Origin of the sequence: Cellulosimicrobium marinum, from assembly GCF_020551945.1 — a bacterium.
GTDB classification, from domain to species: domain Bacteria; phylum Actinomycetota; class Actinomycetes; order Actinomycetales; family Cellulomonadaceae; genus Cellulosimicrobium; species Cellulosimicrobium marinum.
This window is the reverse complement of sequence record NZ_JAJBZH010000001.1, coordinates 73,423-91,896: the sequence shown is the minus strand read 5'-3', so window position 1 is coordinate 91,896 and position 18,474 is coordinate 73,423. Positions and strand designations below refer to the sequence as shown.

At 74.2% G+C, this 18,474-nt stretch carries 17 protein-coding genes; 10 read left to right on the top strand and 7 right to left on the bottom strand.

What is annotated here, in order from left to right; genetic code table 11:
• Positions 1 to 152 precede the first annotated feature (152 nt).
• From LGQ04_RS00410 to LGQ04_RS00395, 4 genes are all read right to left on the bottom strand, one after another.
• Positions 153 to 836, bottom strand: coding sequence for a hypothetical protein (locus tag LGQ04_RS00410; RefSeq protein ID WP_229241512.1), 684 nt, complete (start codon positions 834 to 836; stop codon positions 153 to 155).
• The gene (locus LGQ04_RS00405; RefSeq protein ID WP_229241511.1) at positions 817 to 1,821 is read right to left on the bottom strand and encodes a type IV toxin-antitoxin system AbiEi family antitoxin; all 1,005 of its coding nucleotides are present in this window, start codon (positions 1,819 to 1,821) and stop codon (positions 817 to 819) included. Before LGQ04_RS00405 ends, LGQ04_RS00410 begins: the two co-directional genes overlap by 20 nt.
• An 87-nt stretch (positions 1,822 to 1,908) precedes the next feature.
• On the bottom strand, positions 1,909 to 2,733 hold the full coding sequence (locus LGQ04_RS00400; protein WP_229241510.1) for a 2Fe-2S iron-sulfur cluster-binding protein: 825 nt from the start codon (positions 2,731 to 2,733) through the stop codon (positions 1,909 to 1,911).
• Positions 2,730 to 4,664, bottom strand: coding sequence for an FAD-binding protein (locus LGQ04_RS00395; RefSeq protein WP_229241509.1), 1,935 nt, complete (start codon positions 4,662 to 4,664; stop codon positions 2,730 to 2,732). The genes LGQ04_RS00400 and LGQ04_RS00395 overlap by 4 nt, the downstream gene beginning before the upstream one ends.
• A 200-nt stretch (positions 4,665 to 4,864) precedes the next feature.
• Between LGQ04_RS00395 and LGQ04_RS00390 the strand changes: the two genes are divergently transcribed.
• Positions 4,865 to 5,599: a hypothetical protein gene (locus tag LGQ04_RS00390; protein ID WP_229241508.1), complete on the top strand. Its 735-nt coding sequence runs from the start codon at positions 4,865 to 4,867 to the stop codon at positions 5,597 to 5,599.
• A 99-nt stretch (positions 5,600 to 5,698) separates the two neighbouring features.
• Here LGQ04_RS00390 and LGQ04_RS00385 read toward each other — a convergent pair whose 3' ends face one another.
• Positions 5,699 to 6,016: a GNAT family N-acetyltransferase gene (locus tag LGQ04_RS00385; RefSeq protein ID WP_229241507.1), complete on the bottom strand. Its 318-nt coding sequence runs from the start codon at positions 6,014 to 6,016 to the stop codon at positions 5,699 to 5,701.
• A 46-nt stretch (positions 6,017 to 6,062) separates the two neighbouring features.
• Here LGQ04_RS00385 and LGQ04_RS00380 point away from each other — a divergent pair, with 46 nt between their 5' ends.
• Positions 6,063 to 7,364, top strand: a complete 1,302-nt coding sequence (locus LGQ04_RS00380) for an MFS transporter (protein WP_372469846.1) — start codon at positions 6,063 to 6,065, stop codon at positions 7,362 to 7,364.
• Positions 7,365 to 7,463: 99 nt separating this feature from the next.
• Here LGQ04_RS00380 and LGQ04_RS00375 read toward each other — a convergent pair whose 3' ends face one another.
• Entirely contained in the window at positions 7,464 to 8,051 is a 588-nt protein-coding gene (locus tag LGQ04_RS00375) for a helix-turn-helix domain-containing protein (protein WP_229241506.1), read from the bottom strand.
• A 47-nt stretch (positions 8,052 to 8,098) separates the two neighbouring features.
• On the opposite strand from LGQ04_RS00375, the gene LGQ04_RS00370 reads away from it, so the two are divergent.
• The 6 genes from LGQ04_RS00370 to LGQ04_RS00345 all read left to right on the top strand — a co-directional run bounded on the left by LGQ04_RS00370 (position 8,099) and on the right by LGQ04_RS00345 (position 15,263).
• Positions 8,099 to 9,019, top strand: a complete 921-nt coding sequence (locus LGQ04_RS00370) for a class I SAM-dependent methyltransferase (RefSeq protein WP_229241505.1) — start codon at positions 8,099 to 8,101, stop codon at positions 9,017 to 9,019.
• A gap of 83 nt (positions 9,020 to 9,102) precedes the next feature.
• The gene (locus LGQ04_RS00365; protein ID WP_229241504.1) at positions 9,103 to 10,116 is read left to right on the top strand and encodes an NAD(P)/FAD-dependent oxidoreductase; all 1,014 of its coding nucleotides are present in this window, start codon (positions 9,103 to 9,105) and stop codon (positions 10,114 to 10,116) included.
• A 118-nt stretch (positions 10,117 to 10,234) separates the two neighbouring features.
• Positions 10,235 to 12,031: a pyruvate dehydrogenase gene (locus LGQ04_RS00360; protein ID WP_229241503.1), complete on the top strand. Its 1,797-nt coding sequence runs from the start codon at positions 10,235 to 10,237 to the stop codon at positions 12,029 to 12,031.
• A gap of 17 nt (positions 12,032 to 12,048) precedes the next feature.
• Positions 12,049 to 13,074 carry a phosphotransferase family protein gene (locus tag LGQ04_RS00355; protein ID WP_229241502.1) on the top strand — a complete coding sequence of 342 codons (1,026 nt, stop codon included), beginning with the start codon at positions 12,049 to 12,051 and terminating at the stop codon, positions 13,072 to 13,074.
• 199 nt (positions 13,075 to 13,273) lie between these two features.
• Complete coding sequence (locus tag LGQ04_RS00350) at positions 13,274 to 13,744, top strand: NfeD C-terminal domain-containing protein (RefSeq protein ID WP_229241501.1); 471 nt, start codon at positions 13,274 to 13,276, stop codon at positions 13,742 to 13,744.
• A gap of 46 nt (positions 13,745 to 13,790) precedes the next feature.
• Positions 13,791 to 15,263: a flotillin family protein gene (locus LGQ04_RS00345; RefSeq protein WP_229241500.1), complete on the top strand. Its 1,473-nt coding sequence runs from the start codon at positions 13,791 to 13,793 to the stop codon at positions 15,261 to 15,263.
• Between the two features lie 79 nt (positions 15,264 to 15,342).
• Here the strand turns inward: LGQ04_RS00345 and LGQ04_RS00340 are convergent, their stop codons facing one another.
• Positions 15,343 to 16,164 (bottom strand): GAP family protein, encoded by an 822-nt coding sequence (locus tag LGQ04_RS00340; protein WP_229241499.1) that lies wholly within the window; start codon positions 16,162 to 16,164, stop codon positions 15,343 to 15,345.
• Positions 16,165 to 16,297: 133 nt separating this feature from the next.
• Here LGQ04_RS00340 and LGQ04_RS17575 point away from each other — a divergent pair, with 133 nt between their 5' ends.
• Entirely contained in the window at positions 16,298 to 17,659 is a 1,362-nt protein-coding gene (locus LGQ04_RS17575) for a sensor histidine kinase (RefSeq protein ID WP_229241498.1), read from the top strand.
• Positions 17,656 to 18,417: a response regulator gene (locus LGQ04_RS00330; RefSeq protein ID WP_229241497.1), complete on the top strand. Its 762-nt coding sequence runs from the start codon at positions 17,656 to 17,658 to the stop codon at positions 18,415 to 18,417. Before LGQ04_RS17575 ends, LGQ04_RS00330 begins: the two co-directional genes overlap by 4 nt.
• The last annotated feature ends 57 nt before the right edge of the window (positions 18,418 to 18,474 follow it).

Here is an 18,474-nt window from a genome sequence, read left to right as displayed (position 1 = left end):
GCGCGAATTCCTGCAGTCTCGACTCCCCTCGTGTCGGCCAGCCGGGAAGGAGCGAGTTTGCGAGCTCGCTGGCCAGGAGGCCGTCTTCGGGCCCGGCCGTCCAGTCGGACCGCAACTCTGGCCTGCGTTCTGGCCTCAGTACGCCGATCGCGTCACGGACGAGCAACCGCACAGGCCGCGACGCGATCGTCGAAGTCGGTCTCTTCGAGGAGCTGGATTCCTTCGTCCGTGTCGTAGAGACGAGTCATGACGATATCCGTGTGGTTTCCGAGGTCTTCCGGGTCAAGGGTCCAGTACATCGCGCACGCCAGGTCGGGTGCGTCCTTGTAGTGCCCTTGTGGAGCGCGGTCGAGCCATGCTCGCAGCTTGAGAAGCGTGTAGCCGCCGATGCTAGGCAGCCACACCCGCAGATCCTCGTTGATGGTGAGTTCCGTGGCGTCGCTCCAGACGTCCTGGAACCCGAAGACGCTCATGCCCTGGCGTCTGGCCGGCGGGTTGACGACGCCGTCAGGCACCTCGACGCCATCACCGAAAGGCATGATGTCGACCGGCAGCCCCGCGACCTCATACCGGATCCCGGACGTAGAACCTGGGACAGGCTCGAGATCTGCGACGAGCGCCTCGTACGCGGACCAGTCGGCCACCGCGATCCCGAGATCTAGGTCGTCGGTCCCTCGCAACGGCATGTCGAAGCCGCACCCTGCGTGCAACGCATCCCGACACGCCGCACCGACGAGCATGACAGGGACGGGATCGAGGAAGCCCTTGCCCAGCTCCTGAAGCACGATCGCTGTGGGTGAGCTCTGCAGGTACTTCTCAGCAAGCGCCACGTCCAAGGACGACTCCTCTCATGGCCAACGCAACCTCACGTTGCCGGGACTCGTGGGACGCCAGGAGATCGGCGTACACGAGAGGCAGGGGTGCACTTCGGGGCCCATCCCCTTCGGCGTGCGGATGGAACGTCGCCTCCGGCTCGTTCCAGAACCTTCGGCGCACCACGATGTTGCCGCTGGCTCCAGGTTCCGGTCGGCGCCAGCGGGACTCGACAACTGCCCGGGTATCGATCTTCGGGACATAGAGCACGAGGCCCGGTCCGCGCAGACCTTCGGCGGCTACCTCGCCGCTGACCTGGACATGCTCGCCGAACGCGGCGGCCCACGGTTCCACCAACGGCTCGCCGACGAACTGCCCGAGTTCCAACGAACGCGCCAGGCCCAAGGGATACGCCGCGGTCCACTGGTCAAGCAGCTCGTCCTTACGAAAGAGCTTCGAGGTGCCAGGAACAAGGTGCTTCTCGTCCGTGAGCGTCGCGACAACGCTGTGCGCGAGACTGATGGACACCCCGGCCGCGTCAGCGATCGACCGGACGCTCGAGGTCACGAGCTCTGGCCACGCGAGAAGGCAGAACACGACCTGCGCGCGCCGAGCACTCATGAGATTCGTCTCGCGCGCCCGCACCGTTCGCTTGGTGGCAGATCGACCACCGGGCGGGCGGCGTCCTCGAATGTCGACACGAATCCCGGGCGCCTCGACGTAAAGGTTCCCGCAGGCGTCGACGAACCAGACCCCTCGGCGCCGCGCGGTCACCGCCGCGTGGGCGGGGATGCGTGAATCGATCACGACGACGTCCTGGTACTCGTCGGTGCCGTTGGCGATCGCAGCCCACGCGCTCTCGTCGCCCCACACCCAGCGACGGCTGACAGCGAGACCGTCGAGCTCGACAGTGGCGCGCGGCCCGTCGCGGTACACGCTCATCCGATCACCCCGAAGCGCGCGGCCGATCTCCTCGAATCGTTCGTCGATCTCGTCGATTGCCGGCATCCCGACCCCTCTCGCTCGCGATCACCGTACAGCTCGATCGAACGTTCTGTCGCGTCGAACGTTCGATCCGGCCGAACGCGGTGGAGCCTAGATCTGCCGCGCGTCCCACGTCTCCGTCGCGACGCGCTGGGCGTCGCGCAGTGCACGGGCGGGGTCGACGCCCTTCGGGCAGACCTGAGTGCAGGCGCCGACCTGGATGCAGGGCCAGACGCCGAACTCGGTGTCGAGGACGTCGGCACGGTCGAGCTCGCCGGCGTCGCGGGAGTCCTCGTCCCAGCGGCGCGCCGTCGCGACGACGGCCGGGCCGAGGAAGTCCGGCGCGACGTCGAGCTGGGGGCACGCGGCGTAGCAGAGCATGCAGTCGATGCACTCGGCGAAGCCCTTGAACGCGGCGAGCTGGCCGGGTGTCTGCACGCTGCCCGACGACGGCCCCACGGCCCGGAGCACGTCGTCGCCCTCGGCGACCCCCGGCTCGGGCGACACCGGCTCGTGCGACACCGGGCCACCGGCCTCGGGCGACCCGGCGAGGGGGAGGCGGGTGGCGCCGTCGGGCACGAGCCAGGGCTGCGCGGCGGCGAGCTTGCCGAGGAAGGTGTCGGTGTCGACGACGAGGTCGCGCAGGACCTCGGCGTGCGCGAGGGGTTCGACGACGAGCCCCGACGTGCGGTAGCCGCGGACGAACGTCTCGCAGCCGAGCACGGGGCGCCCGTTGACCATGACGCCGCACGACCCGCAGACGGCCATCGTGCAGGACCAGCGGAACGTGAGCGTGGGGTCGGCGTGGTCCTTGACCCACTGGAGGGCGTCGAGCACGGAGGTGCGGTCGTCGAACGGGACGTCGAACACGTCGCGGTGCGCGGCGCCGTCGGGCTCCTGACGCGCCACCTCGAGGCGCACGGTCTGCTCGCTCACGCGCCCTCCCCCGCCGAGAACGACGTTGCTGCCGTTCTGGCCCCGTTGACGACATCAACCTCGTGTTCGGCGGGCCACCCGGTACCGCGGAGCCCGACCGGGACGTGCGTGACCTCGACCGCGCCGTCCGCGCCGAGCCGGACCTCCGAGTGGCGCGGGGCGTCGTCGGTCGCCGGGAAGTCGAGCCGCTGGTGCGCGCCGCGCGACTCCTCGCGAGCGAGCGCGGCGAGGACGGCGGCGTGCGCGACGAGCAGCGTGGCGCCGAGCTCGACGGTGGTGGCCCAGTCGGTGTTGAGCACGGCGCCGGTGTCGGCGACGCGCACGTCGGCGTACCGGGCGCGCAGGTCCTCGACGGTCGCGAGCGCCCGGCGCAGGCCGTCGGCGTCGCGGTAGATCCCGACGTCGGCGTCGAGCACGCGGCCGAGCTCGGCCCGGATCGCGGCGGGCGGCTCGCTCCCCCGGCCGCGCATCGCGAGGTACGCGTCCGCCACGGCGGCCGCCCGGTCCACGACGTCCGCCTCCACGCTCCCCAGGCCGACCCCGCCCCCGGCCGACGACGCCCCGCCCGCGACCCGCCCGGCGGACGCCTGACGCGACCACGCGAGCGCCGCCTCGCCCGCCGCCCGCCCGACGACGAGCGTCTCGACGAGCGAGTTCGACCCGAGCCGGTTGGCCCCGTGCAGCCCGGTGGACGCGCACTCCCCGGCGGCGAACAGCCCGCCGATCCTCGTCGCGCCGTGCGCGTCGGTGCGGATCCCGCCCATGGTGTAGTGCGCCGTCGGGCGGACGGGGACGGGGTCGAGCGCCGGGTCGACGCCGGCGAACTGCTTCGCGAGACCGGAGACGAGCGGGAGCCGGTCGGCGAGGCGCGCGCGCCCGAGGTGGCGCAGGTCGAGCAGCACGACGCCGCCGTCGGGGGTGGGGATCGTGCGGCCGTCCCGGTCGGCGTGCCAGAACGCCTGGGAGAGCCGGTCGCGCGGGCCGAGCTCCATCGTGCGGGGCACGGGCTCCCCGACGGGCGTCTCGGGGCCCAGGCCGTAATCGGCGAGGTAGCGGCGCCCGTCGGCGTCGAGCAGGACGCCGCCCTCGCCGCGCGCGGCCTCGGTGAGCAGGATGCCGTTGCCCGGCAGGCCGGTCGGGTGGAACTGGAGGAACTCGAGGTCGCGCAACGGCGCGCCCGCGCGCAGCGCCATCGCCGTGCCGTCGCCCGTGACGATCCCCGCGTTCGTGCTCGTGCCCCACGCGCGTGCCGCGCCGCCCGTGGCGAGCACCACGGCGGGCGCGGCGAGGAGCAGCGGCTCGCCCCGGTGCTGGTCGTGCACGACGACGCCCCGCACCCGGCCGCCCGGCCCGTCGTCGGCGTCGGCCGAGCCGGGTGAGACCGCGTCGTCCAGGACGAGGTCGAGCACGTGGTGCTCGTCGTACCGGCGGATCGTCGCGCCGTCGCCGGAGTACCGCAGGGACGTCTGGAAGAGGGTGTGCAGGAGGTGGAAGCCCGTCTTGTCGGCCGCGAACCACGTGCGGGCGCGGCTCATCCCGCCGAACCGGCGCACGGCGACGTGGCCGTCGTCGGTGCGGCTCCACGGCAGGCCCCAGTTCTCGAGCCGCCACAGCTCCCCCGCCGCGCGCTCCACGACGAACCGGACGGCGTCCTCCTCGCAGAGCCCGGCACCGCCGGCGAGCGTGTCGGCGACGTGCTGCTCCAGGGAGTCGTCGTCCCCGACGACGCCCGCGGCCCCGCCCTCGGCCGCGACGGTGTGCGAGCGCATCGGGTACACCTTCGACACGAGCGCGACGACGGGCGCGCGGCTCCCCTCGTCCGTCGCCGCAGCGCGTGCCGCGTCCTGCGCGACGGCGAGCGCCGCGCTCAGCCCGGCAGCCCCGCCGCCGACGACGACGACGTCGGCGTGCTCGACGCGCAGCCGGGTCACGGGCGGCACCGGGACGCGGCGACGGGAGGGCGACGCATACCTCGAAGCGTCCCCGGCGCCGCGGGGGTGCGCAACAGGTCGAAGGTCCCCGGGCGCGCGGGGGTGCGAGACGCACGTCTCATGGGGAGCGCACCCCATCGTCCCCGGCGACGGGCTCACGTAGGGTCGCGGCGGACCCTCTCACCGACCTTGGAGCCGTCATGCGCCCTGCCCGCACCACCGCCCGCCTCGCCGTCGCGTCCGCCCTCGTCCTCGGTCTCGCCGCGTGCGGCTCCGACGGTGGCGACGCGCCCGCCGAGACGGAGACCCCTGCCGTCGAGGAGACGACCGACGACGCGACGGAGCCCGCGGAGGAGGAGACCGAGGCCGCCGAGGAGGACGCCGAGGCGGCGTCCTCCGACGGTGAGCAGCCCGAGTGGGCGAACCCGGTGACGACGCCCGGCGAGGAGATCGCGAGCTACACCGTGGGCGACGTGCGCGTGGACGTCTACCAGGTGAGCGTGGTCGAGGCGACGAAGACCGGGAACTTCGTGGACCCGGAGAACAACGAGCCGATCATCGACGTGGGCGACGAGATCGTCTACGTGAACTACGTCGTGACGAACGAGGGCGACCCGGTCGACCTCGGGTCGAGCCTGGTGAACACCGACGCCCGGTACGACGACTGGCCCTACATGCAGGGCATGGACTCGATCACCGACTTCGAGCTCACCGAGGCGCAGGGCGTGAACCGCGACGCGCTCGCCACGGGCGCGTTCCGCGACCCGTCCGTGTACACGCTCGGCACCGGCCAGTCGTACTCGTACGGTGAGAACTTCCCGTACCAGGCGGGGTCCCCGATCACGTTCGAGTCGGTCATCACGCCCGTGGACAAGGAGGGCGAGCTCCTGCACGACGAGCGCCTCGAGGGGTCCGGGACCGGCACCATCTCCTGACCGCTACGCGGGACACCGCCCGACGGCGCGGGTGCGGCACGACCGCACCCGCGCCGTCGTGCGTCCGGTCGGGGGGCGCCGTCGGCCGCCCGGACCGGCTCAGTGCTGCACGAGGTCCTGGTACTCCGGGTGGCGCGCGACGTACGCCTTGACGAACGGGCACAGGGGGACGACGTGGTCCCCGGCGGCGCGGACCTGGTCGAGGAGCCCGGCGGCGAGCGCGGAGCCGATGCCCTGCCCCTCGTCCGCGGGGTCGACCTCGGTGTGGGTGACGACGACGGCGCCGGGGCGGCGCACGTACTCGGCGAACCCGGCGAGGCGGCCGTCCGGGGTGCGCGCCTCGTAACGGTCCCCCGTGTCGACGACCTCGACGGTGGTGGCGTCGGGCTGACCGTCGGGGGCTGTGTCCTGGCTCATGGCGCCCATCGTCCACCATGTGGTCACCGGGTGCGACACTGGCTGCGTGGCGCACGACCCCTCGATCCCCCCGGTGGAACCGGAGGACGACGACCCCAGTGCCGGGCGCGGCACCGCGGCCACGGCCCCGGTGTCGCGCAACCCGTACCGCGCGGTCCTGACCACACCGGGCGCGTGGCGGTTCTCCGCGGCGGCGCTCGTCGCCCGGCTGCCGATGTCGATGGTCGGCATCGGGACCATCCTCATGATCCAGGGCATCCACGGCGAGTACGCGCTCGCGGGGCGGGTCGCCGCGGTGCTCATCGTCGTGCAGGCGGTGTGCTCGCCCCAGATCGCGCGGCTCGTGGACCGGGTGGGTCAGCGCCGTGTGATGCTCCCGCTGCTGGCCGTCACCACGGTGGGCCTCGGCGGGCTGATCCTCAGCGCCGTGCTGGAGGCCCCCGAGTGGACGCTCTACGTGTTCGCGGCGCTCGCCGGCGGGACGCAGGGGTCGTACGGGTCGATGGTGCGGGCACGCTGGACGTACGCGCTCGACGACCCGTCGCGCCTGCACACGGCCTACTCGCTGGAGTCCGCGCTCGACGAGCTCGTGTTCGTCGTGGGCCCCGTGCTCGCCACGGTGCTCGCGACGAGCGTGTCCCCCGCCGCGGGGCTGGTCGTGCCGCTCGTCGCGGTGGTCGTCGGCGGGCTGTGGTTCCTGTCGCAGCGCGCCACGGAGCCGCCGCTCGTCGTGCCCGAGCCGGGCGTGCGGCAACGGTCCGCCATGCGGTCGACGGGCATGGTGGTGCTCGCCGTGATCTTCGTCGCGATGGGCATCGTGTTCGGCGCGACCGACGTCTCCACGATCGCGTTCGCCGAGGAGCAGGGGCAGCAGGGCGCGGCCGGAATCATCCTCGGGGTGTTCGCGTCGGGGTCGCTCGTCTCGGGCCTCGTCTACGGGGCACGGCACTGGGTGTCGCCGCTGTGGCGCCGGTTCGTCCTCGGGATCGTGGGGCTCGCCGTGGGCGTCACCCTGTTCTTCTTCGTCACGTCGCTGCCCGTGCTCGCCGCCGTGATGTTCGTGACCGGGTTCGCGATCGCCCCGACGCTGATCAACGGCAACGGCCTCGTGCAGAACCTCGTCGCACCCCACCAGCTCACCGAGGGCCTCGCCTGGGTGGGGACGTCGCTCGGTGTGGGCGTGTCGATCGGGTCGTCCGTCGCGGGGTCGCGCATCGACGCGGCCGGGGCCCACGCCGGGTTCGAGGTCGTGGTCGCGGCGGCCCTGCTCGCCGTCGTGCTCGCGCTCGCCGCCCTGCGGTCGTTGCAGCGGACGGCGACGCGCCAGCGGGTCGCGCCGCCGCGCTGACCGTCGGTCCGCTGCCGAACCCCGGGTTGTCCGTCAGGATCGGCCCGTCGTGCCGAGCGACCCGGGGTTCGGCGCCCACGGATGCCCGACGCCGCGGGGTCAGTCCGCGCGCTCCGGCGCCGGCGCGTCGCGCAGGTGGGCGCGCTCGCCGTCGTGGTCGAAGATCGTGAGGATCTCGACCGGGCCGTCGTGCGCGCCGAACGAGTGCGGGACCATCGTCGAGAACTCCGCCGCCTGCCCCGCCCGCACGAGGATGCGCCGCTCGCCGAGGTAGAGCAGGGCGGTGCCGGAGAGCACGGTGAACCACTCGTGCCCGGGGTGGACGCGCTGGTGCGCCGGGCCGACCGGCCTCTCCTGCGTGATCCGCATCTTCGCGACCGTCGAGCCGGCGCGCTCGCGCGACAGGAGCCACGTCGTGACGCCCTCCTGACGACTGGGCTCGGGCCGGATGACGACGTCCTCGTCGTCGACGGGCTCGACGAGCTGGTCGAGCGTCGTCCCCAGGGCGCGGGCGAGCGGCACGAGCTGGTCGAGGGCGATGCGGCGCCCGCCCGTCTCGATGCGGCTCAGCGTCGACGGGCTGAGGTAGCACCGCGCCGCGAGCGCGTCGAGCGTCCAGCCGCGCGCGAGCCGCAGCCCGCGGATGCGCTGGCGCACCACGGCGTCCAGGTCCGGTTCTTGCGTCATGCGCAAGACTGTATGCCATCGGCGCACAAGCGGCCTACCGTGGAGACATGACGCACCACCACGGCCACCACGACCCGGCGCACACCGAGCCGTCGTCCGTGCCCGGGCACGAGCACGCGCACGGGCACGGGCACGGCGGGGCTCACCCCGACGACGCCGCGTGCGCGGAGATCCTCGACCTCGACGCCGTGGTCTTCGCGGACCTGCTGCACGACGTGGTCGCGCGCGTCGCGGCGCTCGCCCCGGCCGGCACCGGCACGGTCGTCGACCTCGGCGCGGGCACCGGGACGGGGACGCTCGCGCTGGCTCGCGCCTTCCCGGGCGCGGAGGTCGTCGCCCTCGACGTGTCGGCGACGATGCTCGCGCGGCTGCGCGGTGCCGTCGACGCAGCGGGCATCGGGGACCGCGTGCGCACGGTGGAGGCGGACGTCGACGCCGGGTGGCCCGACGTGGGACCCGTGGACCTGGTCTGGGCGTCGGCGTCGATGCACCACGTCGCCGACCCGGCGCGCGTGCTCCGCGACGTCCGCGACGCGCTCGTCCCGGGCGGGCTCGCCGCCGTCGTCGAGATGACGGGCACGACACCGGTCCTGCCGCCGTCCGTCGGGTCGCCGGGCCTCGTGGACCGGGTCGGGCGGGCTATGGCCGAGGCCGGGTGGAACCGCTACCCCGACTGGACGCCCTACCTGCGGGACGCGGGGCTGGAGCTCGTCGAGCGCGTCGAGATCGAGGCCGCCCCCACCCCCGGACCGGACCTCGACCGCTGGGTCCGGACCACGCTCGAGCGCCAGCACGAGCACCTGGCCGACCACCTCGCGCCCGAGGACGTGGACGCGATCGGCGCGTTCCTCGCCCGGGCCGGCCACGCGGCGTCGGGCACGGACGGACCGCCCGACGCCACACCCATCGACGCCCCCACCGCCCGCAGCGGCCGCATCCTCTGGGCCGCCCGCCGCCCCCTCCGCTGAGTGCGGGAGATCTGCGCTCTCGGATCGATTCGACACGACGGATGTCCAGCACTCAACGGGGCACCGCTCACGAGGGAGAACCCATGACCACCACCACCCCGTACGACGTCGCGATCGTCGGGGGCGGGCCCGCGGGCCTGTCCGCCGCGGTGACGCTCGCGCGCTCGCTGCGCTCCGTCGTCGTGCTCGACGCGGGCGAGCCCCGCAACGCGCCCGCCGAGGGCGCGCACAACCTGCTCGGGCGCGAGGGCGTCGCGCCGCGCGACCTGCTCGCCACCGGCCGGCAGGAGGCCGCCGCGTACGGGGCGGAGGTCCGCGCCGCGCGCGTCGTCGGTGCCCGGCGGGACGGCGACGGCTTCGTGCTCGACGTCGCGTCCGGCACCCCCGTCCGCGCGCGGCGGGTCGTCCTCGCGACCGGGCTCGTCGACGAGCTGCCCGACGTCCCCGGCGTGCGCGACCTGTGGGGCACCGACGTGCTCCACTGCCCCTACTGCCACGGGTACGAGGTCCGCGGGCGCCGCATCGGCGTGCTCGCCACGGGACCGGCCGCGCTCCACCAGGTGCTGCTGATGCGCCAGCTCAGCGACGACGTCACCCTCTTCCTGCACACCGCACCCGAGCCCGACGACGCGGCGTGGGAACAGCTCGCGGCGCTCGGCGTGCGCGTGGTCGAGGGACGCGTCGCCCGCCTGGACGTCGCGGACGGGCGGCTGCGCGGCGTCGTGCTGGACGACGGCACGACGATCGCCGTGGGGGCGCTCGCGGTCGCGCCGCGGTTCGTCGCGCGCGGAGAGCTGTTCGAGCAGCTCGGCGGGACGGTCGAGGACCACCCGATGGGCGGCCGGTTCGTGCCCGCGGACCCGCGCGGCGCGACGTCCGTGCCGGGCGTGTGGGCGGCGGGGAACACGAGCGACCTCACGGCGATGGTCGGCGCGTCCGCGGCGGCCGGGGTCATGGCCGGCGGCGGGGTGAACGCCGACCTCGCGGCGGAGGACGCCGCGCGCGCCGTCGAACGGCGCCGCTCCCCGTTCTCGGCCCGTGCCGAGGCCGAGCTGGCCGCCGCCGTCGCGGGCGACCGCGCGCACGGCCTCGGCTGAGCCTCCTGCCGCGCGGTGACGGGCGCGACGTGACCGACGAGACGCCCGCTCGCCCTGCGACGCCGCGCGGCCCGACGCACGATGGAGGACGACCCGTCCCCACCCGTGGAGGTACGTCATGCCGTTCGGAATCGGCCGATCCCCTCAGGACAAGCGCGACCGGACGGTCGCGGACCTGCTCGTCGCCCAGCTGATCGAGGCAGGGGTGAAGCGGATCTACGGCATCGTCGGCGACTCCCTCAACCCGGTCGTCGACGCCGTGCACCGGTCGAACAGCGGTGACAACGCCGGCAAGGGCATCGAGTGGGTGCACGTGCGCCACGAGGAGTCGGCGGCGTTCGCCGCCGCCGCGGAGGCCGAGGTCACGGGCGAGCTCGCGGTGTGCGCGGGGTCGTGCGGGCCGGGCAACCTGCACCTCATCAACGGCCTGTACGACGCGAACCGTTCGCGCGTGCCCGTCCTCGCCATCGCGAGCCACATCCCCAGCGCGCAGATCGGGACGGGGTTCTTCCAGGAGACGCACCCGGACCGCCTGTTCACCGAGTGCTCGGTGTACTCCGAGATGATCTCCAGCGCGGCCCAGGCACCGCGCGTCATCAACTCCGCCATCCACCACGCGTACGGCTCGCCCGGGGTCTCGGTGCTCACCCTGCCCGGAGACGTCGCCGACCTCGATGCCCCCGCCGCCGTGCCCGACGTCGCGTGCCGCCCCGCGAGGCCGCGGATCGTCCCGGACCTCGCCGCAGTGCAGGAGCTCGCCGAGGCGATCGACGCCGCGAAGAAGGTGACGATCTTCGCCGGCGCGGGCGTGCGCGGCGCGCACGACGACGTCATCGCACTCGCCGACAAGATCGCCGCACCCGTGGGCCACTCGCTGCGCGGCAAGGAGTTCGTCCAGTACGACAACCCGTTCGACGTCGGCATGTCCGGCCTGCTCGGCTACGGCGCCGCGTTCGACGCGATGCACGACTGCGACCTGCTGGTCCTGCTCGGCACCGACTTCCCCTACGACCAGTTCCTGCCCGACTCGGTGCGCACCGCGCAGGTCGACGTCGAGCCGACGCGCCTCGGACGTCGCACGCGCCTCGACCTCGCCGTCGTCGGCGACGCGGGAGAGACCGTCCGCATGCTCCTGCCGCTCGTGCGCAAGGCCCGATCGCGCACGTTCCTCGACAAGATGGTGGCGAAGCACCGCAAGGCGATGGGCGGCGTCGTCGGCGCCTACACGAAGAACGTCGAGCGCACGACGCCGATCCACCCCGAGTACGTCGCCGACGTCCTCGACCAGGTCGCCGCCGACGACGCCGTGTTCACCGTCGACACGGGCATGTGCAACGTGTGGGCCGCCCGCTACATCACGCCGAACGGGAAGCGCCGCGTCATCGGGTCGTTCCTCCACGGCTCGATGGCGAACGCGCTCCCCCACGCGATCGGCGCCGCCGCCGCGCAGCCCGGGCGTCAGGTCGTCGCGATGGCCGGCGACGGCGGGCTGTCCATGCTGCTCGGCGAGCTCATCACCGCCCGGCAGTACGACCTGCCCGTCAAGGTCGTCCTGTTCGACAACGCGAGCCTCGGCATGGTGCGCCTGGAGATGCTCGTCGACGGCCTGCCGATGTTCGGCACCGAGTCGCCGCAGGTCGACTACGCGGCGGTCGCGACCGCGATCGGCATCCCGGCCGTGCGCGTCGAGAAGCCCAAGGACGTCCGACGCGCGCTCGAGGACGCGCTGCACCGCCCCGGCCCGGCGCTCGTCGACGTCGTCACCGACCCGCGCGCCCTGTCCATCCCGCCGACCATCACCGCGGGTCAGGTGCGCGGCTTCGCCGCCGCGATGAGCAAGGAGGTCCTCGGCGGCGGCATGGGCGAGGTCGTGTCCATGGCCCGCGCGAACCTGCGCAACGTGCCACGTCCCTGAGCCGGTACGCTCGCGCGGTGCTCACCCGGACACCGGTCACCCCCGCGCAGGCCGCCGCGATCGTCGCCCCGCTCGGCGAGGCGGTCGGGGTGGAGCCGCTGACCGGCGGCATGTTCGCGAGCGTCCTCGCGGTGGACCTCGCACCGCACGAGGGCGCCCCGGCCGGACCCCGGGTCGTCGTGAAGGTCACCGCCGCCGACACGTCGCGGCTGCTGCGCTACGAGCACGGCATCCACGGCACCGAGGCGGCCGCGTACCGGGCGGCGCACGCCGCGGGCCTGCCCGTGCCGCGGGTGCTCCACGTCGACACGTCCCGCGAGCACGTGGACGGCGACGCGCTCGTCGTCACCTTCCTCGACGGCACGCTGTGGAGCACGCTCGAGCTCGACCCGCCCGCCACCGCAGCGGTGCGCCGGGAGCTCGGGACGTTCATGGCGCGCCTGCACCGGGTCGGACGCGGCCGGGCCGACGCCCCGTTCGGCTATCCCGCGCCCGCGTCGGGGCTCGCCGCGGCGACGTGGCCGGAGGCCGTCTCGCTCATGGTCGAGGCCGCCCTCGACGACGCGGCCCGGTGGGGCGTCGACCTGCCCGCCGAGCGCGTCCGCTCCGCCGTCGAGCGGCAGCACGACGCGCTGTCGCGGGTCACGGTGCCACGACTCGTGCACGCCGACCTGTGGCCCGGCAACGTCCTCCTCGGGCCCGGCAGCACCCGGGAGATCGTCGGGGTGCTCGACGCCGAGCGCGCCCTGTGGGGCGACCCGGTCCTGGAGGTGGTCGGCGCCGACCAGCTCGGCACCGGCGCCGTCGACCCGCACGTCCTCGCGGGATACGCCGCCACGGGCGACGACCTCGGGCTTGGCGACGGCACGCCCGGAGCCGGCGATCCCGGGGCATGGGCGCGCCTGTGGGTGTACCGGGCCTACTTCGCGTGCCTGCTCGCCGCCGAGGTCCCGTCGCGCGCCTACGAGGGCGACTGGGTCGCCGGTTACGCGAGCGCCGCGCGCACGAGCCTCGCCCGCGCCCTCGACGCGCTCGACGCCTGAGCGACGGGCCACGTCGGGCGGGTCGCCGCCACCGGGGAGAGGTCCCCATCCACAGGGCTCGTCGGCGTGCCCGGGTACGGGCGCGGTCACGCTAGGGTGTGGGCACGTTCACGACAACTCCACACGCCGCACAAGGACCTTCCCCCGTCGGCACCGGCGGTGGGCACCCGTGCGGACACCCGTACTGCAAGGGACTCGCATGATCGCGTTCATCGTCATCGGCATCGCCGGCCTCGCCCTCCTGCTCCTGTCCCTGCTGGTCGGGGAGATCGTCGACCTCGGGGACGGTGCGCTGTCGGGCACGTCGCTCGGCGTCGGCGGCGTGGTGTTCGGGGCCGTCGGCGTGATCGTCAGCGCGAACGACCTGCCGACCTGGATCGCCTACGTCGGGTCCTTCGTCGTCGCGCTCGCCGTCGTCCTCGTCGTGCAGCGCCTCGTGCAGCACCTGCGCGACTCCGAGAGCGGTGTCCCCGGCTCGCTCGTCGGCGTCCAGGGCACCGCGACCACCGCGATCGACCCGTCCACCGGCGAGGTCTCGCTCGACGCCGCGCACGAGCTCGAGCGCCGTCTCGCCTGGTCCGACGAGCCCATCCCCGAGGGTGCCCGCGTCGTCGTGCTCGAGCAGTCCGGCAGCCGCGTCCGCGTGCGCCGCCACTTCACCAACGACTGACCCGCCCGTCCCCACGACCGGAAGGAACCGCGCCCCGGCGCAGACCATGTTCGACGACACGAACCTCATCACCACCCTGGCGATCGTCGCCCTCGTCATCGCGTTCTTCGCGGTGGTCATCTTCATCAGCAAGCGCATCCGCCGCGTCCCCCCGAACGAGGCCCTCGTCATCGTGGGTCGCGGCGCGGGCCGCAAGGAGGCCGCGGGCAGCGGGCAGAAGGTCGTCGTCGGCGGCCGCACGTTCGTCTGGCCGATCCTCCAGCAGGGCTTCTCCATCTCGCTGGAGCAGCGCCAGATCGGCATCACCGTCGAGGGTGTGGACAAGAACCGCATCAAGATCGCCATCAAGGCGTCGATCAACTTCAAGGTCCGTGGCGACGAGGAGGGCGTGCGTCGTGCCGCCCAGCGCTTCCTGTCCCAGCAGGGCACGCTCACCGAGATCATCAAGGAGTCCCTGGAGGGCTCGCTGCGCTCCATCGTCGGCGACATGACGATCGAGCAGATCATCTCCGACCGCAAGGGGCTGTCCGACCGGGTCGTGCAGTCGACGAAGGCGGACCTGTCGGAGCAGGGTCTGCAGGTCGACCTCCTCAACATCTCCGACATCTCCACCCCCGGGTCGGACTACCTGCAGAACCTGGGCCGCGCCGAGTCGGCGCGCGCCCGTCAGGTCGCCGAGGTGTCGGAGGCCGAGGCGCAGCGCGCGTCGGAGTTCGCCGTCATCGACGCCGCCGAGCAGATCGCCGAGCGCCAGAAGGCCCTCGACCTCAAGCGCGCCGCGATCAAGGCGGACACCGACCGCGCCAACGCCGAGGCGGAGGCCGCGGGGCAGCTCGCGCGCGCCGAGCAGGACCGGCTCGTCGCGCAGCAGGAGCGCGAGGCGCTCGCCGAGCAGGCCCGCGTGACGCAGGAGCGCCTCGACATCGAGGTCCGCAAGCCCGCCGAGGCCAAGGCGTACGCCGAGGTCCAGGACGCGAACGCCCGCCGCGACGCCGCGAACGCCGCGACGGAGGCCGACGCGTACAAGCGCACCACCATCGCCCAGGCGAACAAGACCGCGGCCATCCAGGACGCCGAGGCGTCCGCCGAGGCCGTGCGCCGCGCCGGTGAGGCCGAGCGCGACCGCCAGGTGGCGCTCGCCGCCGGTATCAAGGCCGAGGGTGAGGCCCGCGCGGCCGCGACCGAGGCCGAGGGCCGTGCCGAGGCCGCCGCGACCGACGCGAAGGCCGAGGCGCTGAAGAAGTACGGCGAGGCGGCGCTCGTGCAGGAGCTCATCGAGCGCCTCCCGGAGATCGTCCGCGCGGCGGCCGAACCGATCGGCAAGATCCAGGGCATGACGGTCGTCTCGACCGACGGCGCGTCCGCCATCACGAAGAACGTCGCGTCCGTGCTGGGCGAGGGCCAGGAGGTCGTCAAGCAGCTCACCGGGGTCGACATCAACGCCCTCATCTCGGGCCTCGCGGGCGGAACGCTGCCCGGCGAGCACGCGACGTCGGGCAGCAACGGCACGCACGCCTGACCTGTCCCGCGCACGCGGTCGTGGCCCGTCCGGACCTCCGGGCGGGCCACGGCCGTTCCCGGGGCGGGCGCATCGTTCGTCAGGTCCAGCCGAGCCGGCCGAACGCGTTGAGCGCGAGGAGCACGCCGAGGATCCCGAGGACCCAGCCGGTCATCTCGGCGGCGTTCTTCGTCAGCCACCGGTCGAGCCGGTGCAGGAGCGGGTCGACGGCGCGTGCCGCCACCAGCCGACCACCGAGCAGCAGGAGCGCCGGGGCGATCATCACGACGCAGTACACGGCGAGGACGCCCGCGGAGGCGGGCCACCCGACGTCGGACGTCGTGATGATCCCGATCGCGGCGAGGTACGGGAGCATGGAGCCGACCTCGATCGCGGCGGCCGCGAGCGCGAGCCCGACGAGGGGGAGGACGGACGCGCGGGTGCGCACCGCGCCGTCGGGCCCGGTGCCCCCGGAGACGGTGCCCGCCTCGATACCGAGCGCACGCTCGCGCCACCGGGACAGTCGACCGGGCGCGGGCGTGCGGCCCTCGGCGGCGGCCTGCTCCGCACGGCGGGCCGCGCGCTTGCCGTCGAACCGGAAGCTCAGCGCGAACAGCCCGATCCCGAGCAGGAGCTGGACGACCGCCGCCGCCCGGGTGTCCAGGGCGTCGCCGAAGCGGTCGAGGAAGGCCCCCGCGCCGAGCATCACCACGATCCCGACGACGAGGTAGAAGCCCGCGACCGTCGCGAGGTACGCGAGGACGCGGCCCGCGCGGAGGCGGCCGGGGGCGAGCAGCAGCCACACCGGGATCAGGAGCGTGCCGAAGCTCGTCGAGTCGACGAGCGCGAGCACGACGAGTACGCCCGCCATCGCGGCGAGCGGGAGGCCGGCGTCGGCCCCGAGGTCGAGGGGGAGGTCCATGCCGTCGAGCCTCCCGCCGCCCACGGCCCCGCGTCGTCGGGCGAACGACCGATCCCGCCCGCGCTGCGCACCCCGACCGGCCGTACCTCCTTCGACCGATCCGCCCGGACGGCCCGTGTGCTGGGATGGTGCCGTGAGCACGCACGGCACGACCCGGCTGGGCCCGGCGCTGCGGTCGGCGTCCCAGGTCTGGAGGATCGAGGACCGTCGCAACGACGCGTTCTCGGCCGTCGTCACGTTCGCGCTCGGGTGGGTGCTGCTGCAGGTCGGGCTGGTCGACCTCGTCCGGGCGCCGTTCGTCGTCGAGCCGCCCGCGCCGTGGTGGCGGGTCGTGCTGCTCGGCGTCGGGTGCCTGCTCATCCTCGTCAAGCGCCACCACCCGATGCTGGCCCTGGCGGGCGGCGTGGCCGTCACGCTCGTCGACCTGCGCTGGGGCGGGAGCCTCGCGATCACGATCGTGCTGTGGGACCTCCTCTACGCCGCGGCGCTGTGGACGCGTCCCCGGGCCCGCGCGTGGTTGTGGGGGGTGTCGCTCGCCGTCGTGGTGGTGGGCGCGGTCGCCGTCGGCGAGGTCACGCGCGACGTCCGCGCCTTCGTGTTCATGGGGCTGCAGCTCGGGGCCGTCCTGCTCGTCCCGATGTGGTGGGCGACGAACGTGCGCACGAAGAGCGAGCTCGCCGAGGTCGCCGGGGAGCGCGCCGACCTCGCCGCCCGCGAGGCCGAGGCCGCCGCACGGACGGCCGCCCTGGAGCGCCAGCGCGCGAGCGACCTCGAACGGATCGCCGAGCTCGACCGCCACGAGGCCGTCCGCGCGGAGCGGGCCGCCATGGCCCGCGACCTGCACGACGTCATCGCCTCCCACCTGTCGACCATCGCGATCCACTCCGGCGCGGCGCTCACCCACCCGCCCGACGCCGCGACCGACCGCCGCGCCCTGGAGCAGGTGCGCGCGAGCGCCGTCGCGTCGCTGGACGAGATGCGGTCGATGATCCTGCTGCTGCGCACGGAGGGCCGACGCGACGAGACGGCCGAGGTCGCGGCACCCGGACGGCTCGCCGGCCTCGACGCGCTGCTCGACACCGCGCGCGCGAGCGCGCGGGTCGTCCTCGACGATCCCGACGGCGTCGCGACGTCGCACCTTCCCGCCGCGGCCGACCAGGCCCTCTTCCGGATCGCCCAGGAGGCCGTGACGAACGCGCTCAAGCACGCCCCCGGATCCCCCGTCACCGTCCGGCTCGGTCGCCACGACGGGACGGTGACGCTGGAGGTCCGCGACGACGGGACCCGCGACGCGACGGCACCCGTCGAGGCGCCCCTCAGCGCCGGGACCGGGCTGCTCACCATGCGGGAGCGCGCCGACGGCCTCGGGGGGTCGTTCGACGCCGGGCCCGGCAGGGGCTCCGGCTCGGGCTCTGGCACCGGCTCCGGCTCCGGGGGCTGGGTCGTGCGCGCCGCCCTCCCCGTCGGGGAGCCCGCCCCGCGGGAGGCCACGTGACGGGGCGCGCGGTGCGCGTGCTCCTCGCCGACGACCACGCAGCCATCCGCGCCGGGCTGCGCCTCCTGCTCGACGCGGCCGACGACGTCGAGGTGGTCGGCGAGGCCGCGGACGGCACCGCGGCGATCACCAACGCGCGGGCGCTGCGCCCCGACGTCGTCCTCATGGACCTGCGCATGCCCGGCGTCGACGGGATCGAGGCGACACGCGTCATCACGGCCGAGGGCCTCGCCGACGTGCTCGTCCTCACGACGTTCGACCTCGACGAGTACGTCGACGGCGCCCTGCGCGCCGGCGCGGCGGGCTTCCTCCTCAAGACCGCCGAGCCCGCCGCCCTGCTCGACGCCGTGCGACGCGTCGCCGACGGCGACGGCGTGCTCGCGCCCGAGGTGACGCGACGCCTCCTCTCGGCGTTCGCCCGCGCGCCCGGCGGCACCCGGGTGCCCGACGGCGCACCCCGCCCCGGCCGGCCGCCCCACCCGGGCGCGGTGTCGGGTGAGGGGCCGGACGCCGGGCCGGGTGACGGGTCCGGCCGGGGCGACCGGGCGTCGTCGGACCCGCGGCTCGCGGACCTCACACCGCGCGAGGTCGACGTGCTCGCCGCGCTGGGGCGCGGCCTGTCGAACCAGGGCATCGCGTCGGACCTGTTCATCACCGAGGCGACCGCGAAGACGCACGTGTCGCGCGTGCTCGCCAAGCTCGGCGTCGCGTCACGCATGCAGGCGGCGATCGTCGCCCGCGACACCGGCCTGGCCTGACGCCGAGGGAGAACCCTGGTCGCGCGAGGGAGAACCCTGGTCCCTCGCGCGACCGGA